This is a genomic window from Sporosarcina sp. Marseille-Q4063 (genome assembly GCF_018309085.1).
Classification (GTDB): Bacteria; Bacillota; Bacilli; order Bacillales_A; family Planococcaceae; genus Sporosarcina.
Map to the genome: position 1 here is coordinate 2,190,345 of NZ_CP070502.1, position 16,060 is coordinate 2,206,404.

Consider the following 16,060-nt stretch of genomic DNA (forward strand, 5'->3'; position numbering starts at 1 on the left):
CACTCCATTTTTATAATTAACTTCCTCGATAATTATCCTAGCATTTCTTTCGTCAAAGACCAATTGATACTGAGTTCGAGTACGACAGGAAATTGAAAAAGACCTTGTACATCCTACCGATTATCTACTATAATGAAAACAAGTTTAATATAATCGAAAGATTATAATTTTACAGAAAACTATTTTTTTGGAGGAATGACCATGTATATTGGGGATTTATTGTTAAAAAGAATTGCTGTAGCGACTGTGAACAGCGATAAAACGGTTGCGGAAGCATTGGCTAAGATCAATGACAGTGGTTATAGATCCGTGCCTGTCGTGGATGCGGATGATACTTATAGAGGTATGATTTATAAAATGGACCTGCTCGAATATCTTCTCGAGAAAAACGGTGACGAAAATGAATCAATCAGTCACTTAGTGAAACATCAAGATATTCATCTAGACGAGAACGTCTCGTTCTTAAATGCGCTACTTGAAATTAAAGCATTGCCGTTCATCAGCATCGTGAAAGACGGAAAGCTGACAGGGATACTTACGCACAATCAAGTTGAAAGCGTCTTAGAAGATGCATTCGGTCTGAAAACGGGCGGCATCAATATGACAGTCGCATCCTCGGAATCGTCAAGCACGCTAGAGAGATTGACCAAAACGTTGCGCGGTGAGCATATCGAAGGATTATTCACACTAGACAACGGTTCAGTACTCGCTAGACGAGTCGTCGTTACACTCAGAGGCGATAAAACTGATGAGGAACTCGAGAAATTGCAAAACAAGCTGGACAAAAACGGGTTCACGATCTTACAAACGAATCGAATTGAGAAGCAATGGTGAAGAAGAGGGAACTTCAGTAAACCTCTTTTTCCGCAAACCGTTCAGATTGTGAAAGTGGTGAGTTAAAGCTGAAAATGTTAAACAAAGTTCGAGAGGACTATAAAAAAAGTAAGTTGTTTTTTGTTATTAAAGCTCTTTTAACCCTATCTGCAATTTATTTCGCGGTTAGGGTCATATTTATATCTTCGTCTGTATTACCGAATTCGAATACCCTACCTGACAATATGAATTTATTAATATTTGGTATGCTCTTTTCTTTAGGATTATCTAGCCTTGTTAAGGTTGTTGAAATGCTAGTTTACAAGAAAAAAGAATACTTTATATTACAGCTTTTAAATACAATTTTCGTTCTTGGTGTATCCGTATTTATATTGTGGACATAAAGTTAATTATGAACAAGCGAATATGTCGGTACCTGTGCACGGTGCAGTTATAACAATTCACTAGTTCGAGTAAACATACATAGAAGTGTCTACAAATCCTATGTAATGAACTTCCTCTTTTCACTTTATGCAATTGTAGTGTATTGTCAAAATAGTGTCTTGCACAGGTACCTAAAATTTAGATCATTTTTCCGCAAACGGGCCAGGTTGTGGAACACAAAGGAAGGGGGAGAAAAAATGGGTGGCAAAAGAAAATTTGGAGCCATAATTTTAGCAAGCGTTATTGTAATATCTGGAGTATTTTTGTATTTGCAAAAGGAGCCATATAGTACAGAGTTGGTTTTGAACTCTTTGTGGGAAAATTATGAAGTACAAAGCACCCAAATTGGCGTTACTGATCCAGTTATAACGATAGATGTATACGATAAAAATGATATATCCGAAGTGGAAAAGTTTTTAAAAGCCAACTTGTCTAAAGATGACTTGAAAAAATATGAAATCGAAGTATTCTCTCGTTGGTCATGAATCCTGTTGTGAAACCAATTGTGTCGGTACCTGTGCAAGGTGCAATTATAACAATTCATGGTCTTGGGTAAAAATACGTGAAGGTATCTACAAAACCTATATAACGGCCATACTATTTTTGCATTATGCAATTGTAGTGTATTGTCAAAATAGTTTCTTGCACAGGTACCTAAAATAATTACGGGTACCTATTACAGAGGTGATTTTTTGAAAAGATTTTTTCTTTTAATAATTGCTTTGTCTTTAATGATTTCACTATTGGGATGCGGTTCCAATGTTCAAAGTGGTATTAAAGGCTATGATGACGATGATATTGCGGCAATTGTGAAAGGCAAAGAAATTACAATAGGTGATTTGCGATTATTGTATCCAGATGATGAGGTGTTGGAAAATATTGAAGGGGCTGTAAAACTCGATTTAATGTTGCAGGAAGCTAAAAGAATGGATATAGATGTGTCCGATAACATAGATCAGCAAACCGAAACGATGTTAATGCTTCCTTTTAGAGATAAAGAAGATCCATTTGGAAAATCCATGCGTGAGTTTATCGAATCGCAGGCTCAAAAGTTAAGTATGGACCCTGAAGAATATTATAGGAAGTACGTGGAAATCAGGAGTGAACAAATTGCGTATATGGATGCTTACGCATTAGAAATGTTTGGCGAACCCGACGCTTATAACGAGGATGGATTAGAGGTATACAATGAAAAAGCAAATGACTTTTTGCATGAATTAGTAAAAGAACATGAGAAGGACATTGAAATCCTAATCAAGTAGTACTGAATGACAATCAGGATTTATAATCTGCGACGGGATAGACAACTTAATCATACTTAGCAAATTTAATTAATTTCTCAAGTTCCCTCTCAGATATATGTCGACGGGAATAAGACAAAACACTATAGTCAGCACTTTTATCCCCTGGTATACGAATGGTCATACGAATTAACTTGTAAGGCGGGCCATGCGCTCCCTCGAACCCGATGACTCTTAATGTAACGTCATATTGAACGTTTCTAGAGACGATTTTTTCTATTCTTTCAAATTCGAATAACTGATTATCACCGTGATTACTCATGATATCAAGGATTGTTCCGCCAAGGCTTCTTAGAAACGCCCTTTCCATTAAACTCGGGACTTGATCCTGGGGGATTACCTCGGTCTTTGTCTCGGCTTCCGTTGTTGTTCCACCAAAACCAAGTAAAAGAAAAGCGAAAATGGATAAGGAAAGTAAAATCCTATTCATTAATACACCACCTTTTTAAAAGATATAATTCCCTTAATGATGAAGATTATCCTTGTATCGGGTAGGAGGAAATGCATGACTAAATATCAAAAGACTTCTATTTTCATTGCGATTACAGTGCTCATTTTCTTTTTAGTATTATCCTTAATTACAAATCAGTGGGGATTCTTATTATGGAGTTTTTTGCCTGTTTTTATAGTTTTGATGACTACGTTTTCCACTAAGATTGACAAGAAAAATACTGGAAGATGAAAGGTTTTATTCATCGTCGGGCATGTTTGCGGAAGATTATAATCATGTTCCCTTGCTGCAAAGGCAGAGGAATCAGACTTTTTCTTTTATTTGGCGGTAATCAATCCGTTTTCTTTTTTATTTCCAAATGAATAACTTCGTTTATTAATATAGTGCAATAACATATTGACACGCCATTTTTTCTCTGATAGATTATATAAAAGTCTATGACGAGAAAAAGTACGAAAAGACCCCTGTTCTCCAGAGAGTCGGCACTTGGTGAAAGTCGATGAACAGCCCTTATCCGAAAATCATCTCCGAGATGCAAAGCTGAGAATGGTAAGCTTTGACGGATTTCCGCCGTTATACTGGAGGACGTATGATTGTACGTTGATGAGAGCCGCTTGTTTCTTTTTTAGAAACCCGCGGAATTATGGGTGGTAACGCGAGCACAAACTCGTCCCTTTTTATAAGGGGCGAGTTTTTTAATTTTTAGAAGAGGGGTTTTGCTAATGAAGAATTTAGTTGTTGTTCTAGGGTCGTTGATCGTTGCATTTGCGTTTAACTGCTTTCTGGTTCCGTTCGGGATCTTGAGTAGCGGTATTAGCGGAATCGCCATCTTACTCGGGTTACTCACCCCATTTAACACTGGTGTCTTGAATTTCTTACTTAACTTGCCTTTACTAGTTTTAGGCTATTACAAACTCGGAAAAACCATCACGATCAACACTTTGGTCTGCGTCGCTTCACTATCTGCATTTTTATATATAATACCGGAGGTCGCGATCACGGACAATATGCTGTTATCGACCGTTTTCGGCGGAGGAATCGGTGGTCTTGGCGTCGGTCTTATCCTAAAGTATTCAGGAACTTCCGGCGGCTTGGACATTATCGCGATCATCGTTTCCCGTGCAAGTTCTTTCAGCATCGGACTTCTTCTCACGGGCATGAACGGCATCATCGTTCTCATCTCAGGCTTCATCTTCGACTGGGAAATTGCGCTCTATACAATGCTGTCTATTTACATAACAGGTAAAATGATCGACACCGTCTTCACAGATCACGTTAAACTGACAATGCAAATCGTCACAACAAAAGGGCAAGAAATACGCGAGGAGCTAATCACATCCATTTACCGTGGAATTACGATGTCAGAGGGATATGGTGGTTACACACAAGAAAAGAAAGACATTTTGATGATGGTCCTCACACGTTACGAAACACTGCACGTCAAAGACATTGTCCGAAAACATGATGAAAATGCGTTTATTAACATGTATGAAACCGTCGAGGTCGACGGGAAATTCCACAGAAATATAGAAGCTTAAAATTTTGAAGGTACTTTGGAGGTACCTGTGCAAGGTGCAATAATGATAATTCCATGACTTGGATAAAAATACACTGGGCTATCAACAAAGCGTTATAAAATGCGCTTGCCCTTCTCACTTTATACAATTGTCGTGTATTTTCAGATTAGTTTCTTGCACAGGTACCTAAAAAACATTTCGAAACATTACATTTGAAGCATTGTGCATAATTATGATAACAACGCATTTATTAATATTTACGAGACTGTTGATATGGATGAGAAGTTTCGTGTGAATTAAAGAAGTAAAGTTTAGTACAAACGTTCCTAATGCGGTAGAATAGAATGACAACTACAAATGCAGGATGGGCGGTTGGTCACTTCCTTTCGAGGGGGTGATGCCAATGATAACAACTTTCGAGTTAATCAATTTGCTCATACAACTTTCCGTTGTATGGCTAATGATTATCACCATATTGTTATCGGTCATCTTTTTCAAAATGAAAAAGAAGTAACCGTCCCCTGTGGTTAGGTTTGACGGTTACTTCTGTCCAAACTAGGACCAACCGCTCTTCTTGCGGTCAGTAGTTGTAAAGCCGGATGTTAGTGCATCCGGTCTTTTTCATGTTATGCACTTCTATCTTTATTATACGTCAGCATTTGGAAATAATCAAAACATACAATTACCTTGTGATGGTTTGTTAATATCTATTTGCCATCATAAAGCTCTACTCACATTCACCTCTCATTCATCTTTCTTGCTCTTTTTTCTCACATAATGCGTTGAATATATCTTTTCCAATTGTGGATTTCCTGTTTTAGAAAACCGCAACAGTTTTTTCGGACCTTTCCCCCAAGACTTATATACTGTTATAGATGGTTTCAAGTTTTGTTCTACCGAAAACCTCTTTAAAGTTTGTAAGATATGATTTAATCTTCCTAGATTGCCAACAATAACGCGTTCCAAATAAGGAATCCTTTTGAATCGCCAATCTTCCACTTCTTTCGATTTTAGACGATCCATCTTCAATAACAATTCGACCGGACTTATATATCCTTTTTGCTCCAACAGTACTGCAGCATTCCGGTATACGCTTTCTTCGATTCTTTTCTTACTCATGTAAAACTCTCTTTCCCCTTATATTTTTTATTGCATGACACCGCACTCATACCGACACTTTCATATCATTTAAAACTACTAGATATAAACATCGAAGCATCCTGATTCATGAAAACACGCTCTCTGTGATGGAATGTCTTAATTTCAATCGACTTAAATCCAACATCGGATAATGTCTTTTTCAGTTCTTCATGCACAAAGCCATTATGAACTTTCGGGTGGTATATTTCTTCGTTTTTGTCAAAGTCAACAATAATTAGCTTGCCGCCTTCATTCAAAACATTGTATAACTCCTGTAAAATTCCTCTTGTATCTGGAATATGAAGAAGGACTAGAGACATTAAAACGATGTCTGCTTCAAGTTCTGGTGTTTCCCCCGTGAAATCTGAATGAAGTACCGTGGCGTTGGTGATGCCTCTTTGAGAAATTTTAGCCCCCGCAACCTCCAACATCTGTTTTGATGAATCAACCAATAGAACAGAATCAACTAATTCCGATAATTCTAAGCTAACCAGACCTGTACCACTTCCATAATCAATTAAAGACTTCGATTCACATTCTTTCAATTCTGGTCTAACTGCCCCAACGACAACTTTAGCTAATTCAACTCTTTCCTCTGAATCATATCTATTGGCCATCTCTTCAAAAACGTTCTTTTCCACATTTCTACGCTCCTATTTAATAAAATCAGATAGGGTCATTATAACAAATGCCATATCCGACACTGTATAATTGAGCTTATATATGCATCGTCTACTTAGAGAAAAAAAGGAAGTGCTAATCGATGAATTTAGAAACGGTAATGAAGGAACTTGAAGACCTTGGCAAAGAACGAATGAAAAAAATGTATATATCCAATGGCGCGCATGAACCGCTTTTCGGCGTGGCTACAGGCGCCATGAAACCAATGGCAAGGAAAATAAAAAAAGATCAGCCTTTAGCTGAAGAACTTTATGCCACGGGGAACTACGATGCCATGTACTTCGCCGGTATTATTGCTGACCCTAAAGCCATGACCGAGTCCGATTATGATCGTTGGATAGATGCGGCGTATTTCTATATGCTTTCTGATTACGTAGTAGCCGTAACCTTATCGGAATCAGCTATCGCACAAGAAGTCGCTGATAAATGGATCGCGAGCGGCGAAGAACTGAAGATGTCAGCGGGCTGGAGTTGTTACTGTTGGCTTTTAGGTAATCGAAAAGATACCGAGTTTTCGGAGGACAAGATCTCCAAAATGCTCGATCTCGTCGAAAACACGATTCACGATTCGCCAGAACGAACGAAAGCCTCTATGAATAACTTTCTAACCACTGTAGGGATTTCATATCTACCACTCCACGAAAAAGCCGTTGAAACAGCAAAAGCTGTAGGTATAGTAGAAGTCAAACGGGACAATAAAAAGAGCAGTTTCCTAAACGCTTCCGAAGGCATACAAAAACAAGTAGATAGAGATAAACTTGGTTTCAAACGCAAGTATGTGAGATGTTAAAAACAGTCCCTTTTACCACTAAAACAAGGTGGCTAATTTTATAATGAAAACAGAAAAAGAACTGCGGACTTGCGACAAAGGCCACACTTATTATAAAAGCAGCGACTGTCCAACCTGTCCGACTTGCGAGCGAGAACGCAAACCTGAAAGCGGGTTTTTGTCACTGCTATCGGCACCGGCAAGGCGGGCACTGGAACACAACGGAATCCAATCTTTGAAACAGCTATCAGCATATAGCGAAAAAGAAATTTTGCAATTCCACGGCATGGGACCAGCATCATTACCTAAACTTCGGGCTGCTTTGAAAGAAGAGGGATTGTCGTTTAAAAGTTAAACTCTTGGCGAACGGGACCCACTGATTTTTCTTAAATACACACAATCTAGCGCAGCACCTTTCACAAAGCCAGATCGCGAAACGAAAAAACCGCTTGGTGTGAGTACCAAAGCGGTTTTGTCTTATTAGTCCAGGTGAAACAAACAGTATTTTAGAAGCTATACACACACAGCCGCTAAAACCTTTTGGATATCATATATACTATCATCTTTCCTAAACAGCTTTTCTATTGCAGGAAATTCGGCACCAGATATCCATATCTTTAGTTCTGCATCCAAATCAAAACGTCCTGCAGTTTCTATACTAAAATGTGAAATGCTTTTATATGGGATCGAATGATATTCAGCCTTTTTCCCCGTAAGCCCTTGCTTGTCAACCATTAAAAGTCGCTTGTCAGTAAAAACGATCAAATCTCTCACCAGCTTAAAAGCAACATCAACCTCTTCACCATCTACCAAAATTCTGCTTAATTCCTCTGTAACATCTTCTTTGTTAGCAGTAGAAGCGTTACCCAATAGCGCATCTAAAAACCCCATACAAACCCTCCTAGTTAGTAACTCCAAAGACCAGTATGTTCATTTAAAATGCGAACTAGACGGTAGTACAGAACCTTACACAGACACCTAAACAATCAATGAAGTCTCTCCATCCGTAGAAGCTTCTGTGACCTGGGCAAATAGCGAATGTAATAACGCTCCCCTTCTTGCACACTCCCAAATCCTTTTCCCTCATATCCCTCAATGAATGTTCGGCCATCATCAAATGTATAGCTGTAAAATGTTTTACTAGGCGTAACGTCTAAGCGAAACTCCTCGATAACGACATATTCTTCACTCACATTGCCTATCAAAAAGCTGCCCACATCTGCGAAATCATTGATCGCATCGTGTGCCAACCCGTATCCCAACGCCAAAAAAAGTGCGGTTACCAGAAGTGTCGGGAGGACAACAGTCTTAGGACGATGCGCCTTTTTCCTGATAATCAAGTAACTCACAAAGCAAATTGTAAAACCACCTGCAGCAAGGAACACAATCCCCAAAAAGTTCACCGCAATCACATCAAACAACAGGAACTTGATAAACTGCCCAACATCCTTCAACTCCGTCATCCCCATAAAAAATAGTATAATTGCAATCGGTACGCCATACCGTATGAAAGGCCAAACCTCGATTTGCTTGCGGCTGATTTTCTTTTGATTCATTCGTAAGATCTCCTTTGATTCTTCAAAACTTGCATCTCTTCTATTCTACAAAGCTTATTGAGAGATTACTCAAATCTTTTTATGTTTCTGAATAAAAAACCGAATAGGAATCCGACCAAATCCTCAAGTGGTTGAATTCCATTTTGCTTCCTACACAGCTGCTTTTAATATCTTAGCACAGCAGCTACTTGGTCGCCCGCTCCCTAAACCGCTGAATACTCTTGGCTATACTCATTATAATCATGCGATAACGGCTCCTATTCGTTTTATTTAGACCACCTCTTGTCCACTATTGTTTAACTGTAATGAAAGAACCGCTTGGTATGGGTGCCATAGCGGTTTCGTTAGTATATACGAATAATATTTTTCTGATTGGATTAACTTTTGAATTAAAAACGAACCAGAAATTTCATTCGTGGTTTCAATCTTGCTCAAACAGAATATTCTTTCCTCATTTGATCTACAATCTTCTGCAATCCCGGTAGTTTACCGTTTCCAAACGACTCATAATAATTGATGTGCTTCTGCACCGCATTCAAAGCTTTGTCATAAGAGCCTTCACCAAAGTCTTTTCTGATACTTTCAAGCAAAAACTTATTCGTAGCATTATTAAATGCCCTTTTGTATTCTTCCCCGTTCATCATGGATAAAAATATGGTAATAAACGCACTTGCAGAACCTTCATTCATACCTGTTTCCTTATTAATTTCAAATTTCCCTTCGCTCGCAGTCAATTTTCTCGAATAAACCTTTTTTGCTATTTCATAAGCACCCCTGCTCATTTCCATCGTAATTGCCATTTCCACATCCCCCTTTGTAATTCCCGCGCTCACATTCTTCAGCGGGCTCCCAGCCTTAACGTCCGAAGTCACGTGATCAATAGAGACTTCTGCTTCTACTTGACTCAAACTTTTAATAATTAACGTCCCCAACTGCCGAGTATTGAAAGGATTTCCCTTTGCATTAAATAACGGAACTGAAATCTCACCTGCAATATCTCTTAATACAGGCTGGACAACAGGTTGTTTTTCTCCATTATCATAAACCTCGATCGTACCGCTTTCCAACTCTCTTACTTCGTAATTTCGATATACCGCGTGCTTAATGACGGCAATCTCACTATCATTGCGCACCTTTGTATTCGGTTTATAAATCTTCGACATCGCGATAGACAACTTGCCGCTACTGTTGGCAGTCATGAGGGCCCTTGCCTCTTCGATCGATTTGTCCAATAGAATTTCAAGTTCCATTTCATCAGCATTGAATCTCAAAATAATAACCCGATCAACATATTGCAAAGTATTTGGATTGAAAGAAATATGACCTTGTCTGCTAGATAGCGAAGTCGTTTTCACGGAAATCCTTTCATTATCCTTCGTAACAACGTCATATCCTTTTTCATTCACATTGTCCGCCATATTCCCGTTCGTGTACATTGCCACATACAATTCACCGATACGACCCATAAGGTGTGTCAATTCAGCTGGATTAGCCCCCCAACTGATTTCCCTTTCTAACCAACTCATTGCTTCCCCTAAGGATTGAATGATTTGCATTTGTGTTAGTGCCAAGTGGATCCCCCCTTAAGTACTCACACTTCGACAATTAAATTGAAAGTCCTTTTATTGGATGAAAGCTACAGACTTGGTTTTGGATCCAATAGGGGACAATTCACGACTTTGAATACAAACACTAATGATTATTAACAAAGGCTTATGTAATTGGCTTACCTTTCCTACATTATGAAATTGTTATCTATTGTCAGAGTAGTTTCCTTACCTGAAAATTTTTGTGGAATGAAAAACCGCTTGGCGTGGATGCCATAGCGGTTTTGTATTATATATTTTAAGGGTAACTTTGATTATTATGGATGAGAATTACTTTGTTTATTTTAGCCGATAAGAAAAATCCAAATGGAGAAGACTAAGGTTTTCCCTGACATTTAATTTAATATGATAGTTTCATTTAATTTTATATCTGCAAGAATTGCTTTTGCAATTTTTTCAGACAGTAAAGGTGGAACTGCATTTCCTACTTGTTTCATTTGAGAAGTTTTGGTGCCATGAAATACGAATGTATCATGAAATGATTGTAGGCGTGCAGCTTCTCTAACAGTAATAGCCCTATTTAAAAAGGGGTGAGTAAACCTACCTGATGATGGAGTATCAAACCTTGTCGTTATAGTAACAGAGGGCTGATCTTCAATCATTCTTGACCACGTACCACTATAAATAGATTTCGTTAAATGTTCTTTGGGGAGAAACTCTTTTCCTTTTCCCGGTGGAACCATTTTCATCCTTTCAATAGCAATAACAGAGTGATTTGTGGCAACATGATTGTATAGTTTCTCAGATCCTTCACGCATATTTTTTTGATACGAGGAGAATGGCTTCAACCTATAGTCCTGTATATTTTTTCCTTCTCCGGAATTTAGATAGGCCAAATCTCCAATTGCTTCGTGAATTGATACTTTTTCATTACCACCATGCGTCGGTAATAGCAATTTCCCATTTCGTTTTCCTAATATGAAAGCTCTTTTCCTAAGCTGCGGAACCCCAAAATCATATGCACTCAATACGCTTGAATCTATTTGATAACCTATGCTTTCAAACAGTTCAAATATCTGATTTTTAAAGAAACCACCACCAGTAGTTAATATGTTTGGTACATTTTCCATGAGGAAGTACTGGGGACGCACATATTCAACTACATTATAAAAGTAATTAAATAGAAAGTTTCTTTCGTCGTCAAGAATATTGCGACTTCCCTTTTGAGAAAATCCCTGGCAAGGGGGACCACCTATTATCACATCCACATTGTCTTTTAATTCACTAAACACTGTCGGAATTTCTAACCTGGTAATATCTTCATTTATCATTCTTACTTTTTCTTGATTTTTTGTATAAGAACTTGCTATTTCTTTATCAATTTCATTTGCTAAAACAATATTGAACCCCGTTTTGTGGAATCCAAATGATAAGCCACCAACTCCTGCAAATAAATCAATTACCTTTAACATATGTGTTACATCTCCTAAAAAAATACAAGTCAAACAAGCCCAATTGTAAACAGATTGTCTTCTATTTCATTAATTCTATTTGTGGCTCCATTAAAATAATCTTTATTTACTTCACAGCCAATAAACTTTCTTCCCAGCCTTTTGGAAACTACACCTGTCGTTCCACTGCCCATGAAGGGGTCTAATACCGTTTCATCTTTATTTGTCAATATTTTCACGAAGTGTTCAAATAATAATTCAGGTTTTTGTGTAGGGTGGGATATACTCTTTTTTTCTCCACCGGGTGCAACAGAAGTTTCAATGAAGTCGTGGATTGCTTTTCCTTCATTATTAAATGTACCTGTTTTACCATTATTAATAAAATACAACCAAGCCTCAGTTGAGTTAATGAAGTGTAGATTCATATTTCTTGGCATTGGATTTGTTTTATGCCAAATACCTGTTGTTTTATAGTAAAATTTATATTGCGATGCCAAACTTACTATTGTTTCAATCTTGATTAGAGACATGAACATAATCATAGATCCATTTTTCTTCAGAACGCGACTGGATTCTTTTAAAAACTCGTCCATATGATTCTTCCATTCCTCATATTCCAAGTCATCCCATCCCGCATCCCCAAAAAAGTTTTCACGCATTTGCTTCAAATTTGTTTGTCTGCCTCTCATAAAATTACCTAAATTATATGGAGGGTCTGTGAGAATTAAATCAACACTTCCACTTTCTAATTCCTTCATAACTGACAAGCAATCTTCATTAAAAATTGTTGTGTATTCTTCGTTAGTCACTGAATCACCCTTTTAAGTAATTTCTTCAACAATTTCCTTTAAATCAGTAAAAAAAGCTTGTCTATCTACAAGCTTCATTAAGTCGATAGTGGCAATTCTTAACCTAAACGTATCATCCTGATTAATAAAACTGTACTCCCCTCTTATCTTATCATTATCTCTTGTTTTAGGATACAATAAGACTGCTTGGCTAACGTTAGGGAAGGCATTTAAATATGTATTTATTTGATAAATATCATTTACTTCGGCAAAACTTTTTACTTGTTTCCACTTAGTATCAATTATTACAGTTGTGGATGTTGTCTTCAATACAATATCTGGTCTTAAATTAATCTTTTTGCCTTTGCCATTTATATTTTTTAATAACTTTTGTGTGCCTTTTTGGTACGTTACATTTTTATATAACTTTTTATACATTTTAAAAACATATTTTTCAAATAAATTATTCATGTCAAATAATAAAAAATCAACTTTCACTTTCCCAGTAACCATATCTAGTGTGTGCCCTGAAACAAACAGTTCACAATACTTTAACACCTCTTTATAACGCATCGAAATTCTATCTAAATGAATGTTTTTTATTGTGTCTATCGTAACTGGAGTTACCTTTACTTGATCAAAATAAGAAGTTAACTTTTTTACTAACCTTTTGTTATCTTGTCGCTTCACCAACTTGCTTAAAATTGACAGTGTATATTTAATTACTCTGTTTAATTTATTGTCTTCAGTTAAGATGGAAAACTTGCAATAAAACTTATTAACCAATAATGTATTTCTTCTTATATTATTCGTGAAATCGATACTACCTTTGACCGAATTTAGGTTCCGTTGAGTTTTGTTATATGAACTTATTAATCCTTTATGAATTTGCATTTCTAATTCCCTTAAAAATATAGCTGCGAGTATGTCAATAAAACCTTGTGATCCGTATGAGATGTTTGCCTCTATATTTTTTCGTGTTGGTATATCGTTTGCTATTTTTAACATCTTTATTAAAATGTTTTTAATCTCTTTTTTATTATCCCCATCGGTAATCTTTGGGAGAATATCTATTGTTATTTTAGGGGTACTAATTATTCCTACCCAATGAGCAGGTGTAACGTAGTTCTTCCCCCATCTAAAGATTTGTTTCCCTTGCTTATCTTCAACTTTCTTCAGGAATTCAGCGTCATTGTACGATATTTGTTTTTTCTCTAGGTCGGTACTATTTGATATTTTTATTCTTTCATGTTCAATAACTTCTAATTGCATATATACCTCCTCCTAATTAAGTTATGAGTATATTTTAATTAGGGAACTATTATCTATACTATGATTGATAAAGAAGCTTTTTCTATTTTCCAGGTCTAACTCACCAAGGTAATCAAATAGCTCGTCTACTTCAAGTTCTATATGCTTATATATTGCGTTGTCTTTTGTTTCCCCATCTTCATCTAAGTCATTCATTACTAGTTGTACTTTTTGTAAATCATCATAAAAATACTCTTCTAACAAAGGAATAACTTGATTCACTAATACATCCTTGACATCTTTTAAGTTCTTAACTTTGATAAAATATGCATGTCCAATAACAAAATTAGAATCCAACAAAATTTCTATTCTTTTATTAATTCTGTCCAACATTCTTATAATATTTACTCCGTCTATATCGAACGGGTCAACGCCATTAGCGACCAATTCATTCTTTAGTTGGGTAAGGTCATAAGTGTTCTTTATAAATTTAAATCGTCTTCTGAGGGCTAAGTCAATTAATGCAATACTCCTGTCAGTAGAATTCATCGTCCCAATAATGTCTAAGTTGATTGGAACCCCAAATCTCTTTTTTGAATAGGGGAGTACTACTTCCAGCTGATTATCCGCACCCAATCTTTTATCCAATTCAATAAGAGTGATTAACTCACCAAATATCTCGGATATATTACCCCTGTTTATCTCATCTATAAAAATAGCGTATTCTTTGTGTGGATTGTTTTTTGCAATATCACATATCCGCTTAAAAACTCCTGGCTCAATGTTGTACTGTATTGAACCGTTGCCCACTTCAACTTCTTCAGAAGACACGACTGGCCTAATTCCTTCTACAAAGTCTTCATATGCGAAAGATTGATGAAATGTAACAAACATAAACCTCTCTTCAATACCTTCACTTGAAAGATACTTTTCGTAAAACTTTTTTTCGTATGAAAGTAATCTATTTAAATCAACATGCCACTTACCATCAACCTCTTTAAATATTTGTGGTTCACTGGGTGAAAAGAAGGATGATAGTTCTATTGAGTGTGAATTTAATATTGCCGAAACACCTATCCTCAACTCTCTTGTTGTAGGAATGGATAAACTATCAACCTTTTCTTGTATTGTATCGCTAGACATTAAATTGTCACCCTGTAGTATTATTAATGAAAGTAATACCCATTCTTCTGACGTTCTCACATAGGCATCAACTATCTCACTATCTTGAATACTAAAACCAGTGTATCGATTCTTGAGTTTTTGCATAAGGTACGTTTTACCTGTACCTGGTGGCCCATAATAAATAATGTTTTCCCCCATTATATCCCTCCGATAATATTATTAATATCCTGAATTTCTTAGCGTCTTTAATCCTGGAAGCACTTCCCTATTATCTACTAGTTTTAAATCCGTTGAAACGCTTACAGTAGCTCTTTCAAAACGGGTCGGTGAAACAAAACCAATCTTGGTGAGATATTCAATATGTTTAATTCTGATTTGCTTCTTCCTTGGTGCTGAGTAGCTATCTTTTCTTTCTCTAGCGGTCGTTCCAGAATTAATATTGGCAGTAATTCGAACATCGTTGAGTAGTCTTGCTAACAAACCTCTTACATTATCATTGTCATAATCAAGAGCAATAAACTTTGCCGTCTTATCATAAGAAGCCCTTCCATCAAACACCCCAACAAGAAAAGAAATCTTGACCTCTGTTGATGAATTGTAAAGTGGCTCTTGAATATCCCTAACCAAGTCATTAATATTATATGTACTTTGAGTTTGTTCAAACAGTGTTACTATTCCTTTCTTACCTGCGCTATATTTGGAAATAGGGATATTTTGTTGTCTGTAAAAGTCTGTTAGTTGACAAAGCTCCCCTTTGTTAAGGAAATCTGCAATCTGTTTAATATAATTATAGTGCGCTTCCAAATCTCGATAATTAAAATGTGTCGGATTATGCCTAACCGGTGCTTGCCAATATACTTTATCTTCAATAGAAGTCCTTTCATCAGCCATAAGTAATCCTAAAAAGTATGCTGATTGATTAGTCAAAAACTTAGAGCCTAAATCTATACCTAGTTCTATTGTCTTCATATACAATTCCCCCTTAATATTCTTAACTGGTTGTTTACAATTATATTACAAGAGATTTTTCAAAAATAGGATAATATCTAAACCACACATAATATAATGTAAAGAGCAATCGCAGCACTTATAGCTAAACGGACATTGAATACCCACTCGCAAAAAAATCGCAACTATTCCAAGCGGTTATTTTTTCATTATACATTAGTTGAAGTTGATATAAATCGGACACTTGCATTACATATCAGGCTCAGGTGAGCACCTTT

18 protein-coding genes and 1 other annotated feature are annotated in these 16,060 nt (G+C 36.6%); of the genes, 7 read left to right on the forward strand and 11 right to left on the reverse strand.

What is annotated here, in order from left to right; genetic code table 11:
• Positions 1–201: 201 nt before the first annotated feature.
• From JSQ81_RS11375 to JSQ81_RS11385, 3 genes are all read left to right on the forward strand, one after another.
• Positions 202–834 carry a CBS domain-containing protein gene (locus JSQ81_RS11375; RefSeq protein WP_212604186.1) on the forward strand — a complete coding sequence of 211 codons (633 nt, stop codon included), beginning with the start codon at positions 202–204 and terminating at the stop codon, positions 832–834.
• A 620-nt stretch (positions 835–1,454) separates the two neighbouring features.
• Entirely contained in the window at positions 1,455–1,742 is a 288-nt protein-coding gene (locus tag JSQ81_RS11380; protein ID WP_212604187.1) for a YolC/YozM family protein, read from the forward strand.
• A gap of 207 nt (positions 1,743–1,949) precedes the next feature.
• Positions 1,950–2,519 carry a hypothetical protein gene (locus tag JSQ81_RS11385; RefSeq protein ID WP_212604188.1) on the forward strand — a complete coding sequence of 190 codons (570 nt, stop codon included), beginning with the start codon at positions 1,950–1,952 and terminating at the stop codon, positions 2,517–2,519.
• A 46-nt stretch (positions 2,520–2,565) separates the two neighbouring features.
• Here the strand turns inward: JSQ81_RS11385 and JSQ81_RS11390 are convergent, their stop codons facing one another.
• Positions 2,566–2,988 (reverse strand): hypothetical protein, encoded by a 423-nt coding sequence (locus JSQ81_RS11390; protein ID WP_212604189.1) that lies wholly within the window; start codon positions 2,986–2,988, stop codon positions 2,566–2,568.
• Positions 2,989–3,063: 75 nt separating this feature from the next.
• Between JSQ81_RS11390 and JSQ81_RS11395 the strand changes: the two genes are divergently transcribed.
• Both JSQ81_RS11395 and JSQ81_RS11400 read left to right on the forward strand, forming a co-directional pair.
• Positions 3,064–3,240: a hypothetical protein gene (locus tag JSQ81_RS11395; RefSeq protein ID WP_212604190.1), complete on the forward strand. Its 177-nt coding sequence runs from the start codon at positions 3,064–3,066 to the stop codon at positions 3,238–3,240.
• Between the two features lie 197 nt (positions 3,241–3,437).
• Positions 3,438–3,687, forward strand: a binding site (T-box leader).
• 44 nt (positions 3,688–3,731) lie between these two features.
• Complete coding sequence (locus JSQ81_RS11400; protein ID WP_212604191.1) at positions 3,732–4,547, forward strand: YitT family protein; 816 nt, start codon at positions 3,732–3,734, stop codon at positions 4,545–4,547.
• A 723-nt stretch (positions 4,548–5,270) separates the two neighbouring features.
• On the opposite strand, the gene JSQ81_RS11405 is transcribed toward JSQ81_RS11400, so the two are convergent.
• Positions 5,271–5,645, reverse strand: a complete 375-nt coding sequence (locus tag JSQ81_RS11405) for a hypothetical protein (RefSeq protein ID WP_212604192.1) — start codon at positions 5,643–5,645, stop codon at positions 5,271–5,273.
• A 65-nt stretch (positions 5,646–5,710) separates the two neighbouring features.
• On the reverse strand, positions 5,711–6,307 hold the full coding sequence (locus JSQ81_RS11410; RefSeq protein ID WP_212604193.1) for a class I SAM-dependent methyltransferase: 597 nt from the start codon (positions 6,305–6,307) through the stop codon (positions 5,711–5,713).
• Between the two features lie 122 nt (positions 6,308–6,429).
• Between JSQ81_RS11410 and JSQ81_RS11415 the strand changes: the two genes are divergently transcribed.
• The gene (locus JSQ81_RS11415) at positions 6,430–7,137 is read left to right on the forward strand and encodes a DNA alkylation repair protein (protein ID WP_212604194.1); all 708 of its coding nucleotides are present in this window, start codon (positions 6,430–6,432) and stop codon (positions 7,135–7,137) included.
• A 43-nt stretch (positions 7,138–7,180) separates the two neighbouring features.
• On the forward strand, positions 7,181–7,471 hold the full coding sequence (locus JSQ81_RS11420) for an RNA polymerase alpha subunit C-terminal domain-containing protein (protein WP_212604195.1): 291 nt from the start codon (positions 7,181–7,183) through the stop codon (positions 7,469–7,471).
• A 158-nt stretch (positions 7,472–7,629) separates the two neighbouring features.
• Here JSQ81_RS11420 and JSQ81_RS11425 read toward each other — a convergent pair whose 3' ends face one another.
• The 8 genes from JSQ81_RS11425 to JSQ81_RS11460 form a co-directional block, all read right to left on the reverse strand.
• Complete coding sequence (locus JSQ81_RS11425) at positions 7,630–8,007, reverse strand: PH domain-containing protein (protein ID WP_212604196.1); 378 nt, start codon at positions 8,005–8,007, stop codon at positions 7,630–7,632.
• A 95-nt stretch (positions 8,008–8,102) separates the two neighbouring features.
• The gene (locus tag JSQ81_RS11430) at positions 8,103–8,672 is read right to left on the reverse strand and encodes a hypothetical protein (protein WP_212604197.1); all 570 of its coding nucleotides are present in this window, start codon (positions 8,670–8,672) and stop codon (positions 8,103–8,105) included.
• Between the two features lie 431 nt (positions 8,673–9,103).
• Positions 9,104–10,243, reverse strand: coding sequence for a DUF6998 domain-containing protein (locus JSQ81_RS11435; protein WP_212604198.1), 1,140 nt, complete (start codon positions 10,241–10,243; stop codon positions 9,104–9,106).
• A gap of 371 nt (positions 10,244–10,614) precedes the next feature.
• Positions 10,615–11,691, reverse strand: a complete 1,077-nt coding sequence (locus JSQ81_RS11440; protein ID WP_212604199.1) for a DNA cytosine methyltransferase — start codon at positions 11,689–11,691, stop codon at positions 10,615–10,617.
• Between the two features lie 29 nt (positions 11,692–11,720).
• Positions 11,721–12,479: a DNA-methyltransferase gene (locus tag JSQ81_RS11445; protein WP_249336525.1), complete on the reverse strand. Its 759-nt coding sequence runs from the start codon at positions 12,477–12,479 to the stop codon at positions 11,721–11,723.
• 12 nt (positions 12,480–12,491) lie between these two features.
• Positions 12,492–13,730 (reverse strand): McrC family protein, encoded by a 1,239-nt coding sequence (locus JSQ81_RS11450; protein WP_212604200.1) that lies wholly within the window; start codon positions 13,728–13,730, stop codon positions 12,492–12,494.
• Positions 13,731–13,751: 21 nt separating this feature from the next.
• Positions 13,752–15,032: an AAA family ATPase gene (locus JSQ81_RS11455; RefSeq protein ID WP_212604201.1), complete on the reverse strand. Its 1,281-nt coding sequence runs from the start codon at positions 15,030–15,032 to the stop codon at positions 13,752–13,754.
• 21 nt (positions 15,033–15,053) lie between these two features.
• Positions 15,054–15,803, reverse strand: coding sequence for a hypothetical protein (locus tag JSQ81_RS11460; RefSeq protein ID WP_212604202.1), 750 nt, complete (start codon positions 15,801–15,803; stop codon positions 15,054–15,056).
• Between the last annotated feature and the right edge of the window lie 257 nt (positions 15,804–16,060).

Excerpts from the sequence above, each read along its gene's own strand:
- JSQ81_RS11455 (WP_212604201.1), bottom strand. The coding sequence starts at position 15,032 with ATGGGGGAAAACATTATTTATTATGGGCCACCAGGTACAGGTAAAACG.
- JSQ81_RS11460 (WP_212604202.1), bottom strand. The coding sequence starts at position 15,803 with ATGAAGACAATAGAACTAGGTATAGATTTAGGCTCTAAGTTTTTGACT.
- JSQ81_RS11430 (WP_212604197.1), bottom strand. The coding sequence starts at position 8,672 with ATGAATCAAAAGAAAATCAGCCGCAAGCAAATCGAGGTTTGGCCTTTC.
- JSQ81_RS11405 (WP_212604192.1), bottom strand. The coding sequence starts at position 5,645 with ATGAGTAAGAAAAGAATCGAAGAAAGCGTATACCGGAATGCTGCAGTA.
- JSQ81_RS11380 (WP_212604187.1), top strand. The coding sequence starts at position 1,455 with ATGGGTGGCAAAAGAAAATTTGGAGCCATAATTTTAGCAAGCGTTATT.
- JSQ81_RS11450 (WP_212604200.1), bottom strand. The coding sequence starts at position 13,730 with ATGCAATTAGAAGTTATTGAACATGAAAGAATAAAAATATCAAATAGT.
- JSQ81_RS11425 (WP_212604196.1), bottom strand. The coding sequence starts at position 8,007 with ATGGGGTTTTTAGATGCGCTATTGGGTAACGCTTCTACTGCTAACAAA.
- JSQ81_RS11415 (WP_212604194.1), top strand. The coding sequence starts at position 6,430 with ATGAATTTAGAAACGGTAATGAAGGAACTTGAAGACCTTGGCAAAGAA.
- JSQ81_RS11420 (WP_212604195.1), top strand. The coding sequence starts at position 7,181 with ATGAAAACAGAAAAAGAACTGCGGACTTGCGACAAAGGCCACACTTAT.
- JSQ81_RS11440 (WP_212604199.1), bottom strand. The coding sequence starts at position 11,691 with ATGTTAAAGGTAATTGATTTATTTGCAGGAGTTGGTGGCTTATCATTT.
- JSQ81_RS11400 (WP_212604191.1), top strand. The coding sequence starts at position 3,732 with ATGAAGAATTTAGTTGTTGTTCTAGGGTCGTTGATCGTTGCATTTGCG.
- JSQ81_RS11375 (WP_212604186.1), top strand. The coding sequence starts at position 202 with ATGTATATTGGGGATTTATTGTTAAAAAGAATTGCTGTAGCGACTGTG.
- JSQ81_RS11395 (WP_212604190.1), top strand. The coding sequence starts at position 3,064 with ATGACTAAATATCAAAAGACTTCTATTTTCATTGCGATTACAGTGCTC.
- JSQ81_RS11390 (WP_212604189.1), bottom strand. The coding sequence starts at position 2,988 with ATGAATAGGATTTTACTTTCCTTATCCATTTTCGCTTTTCTTTTACTT.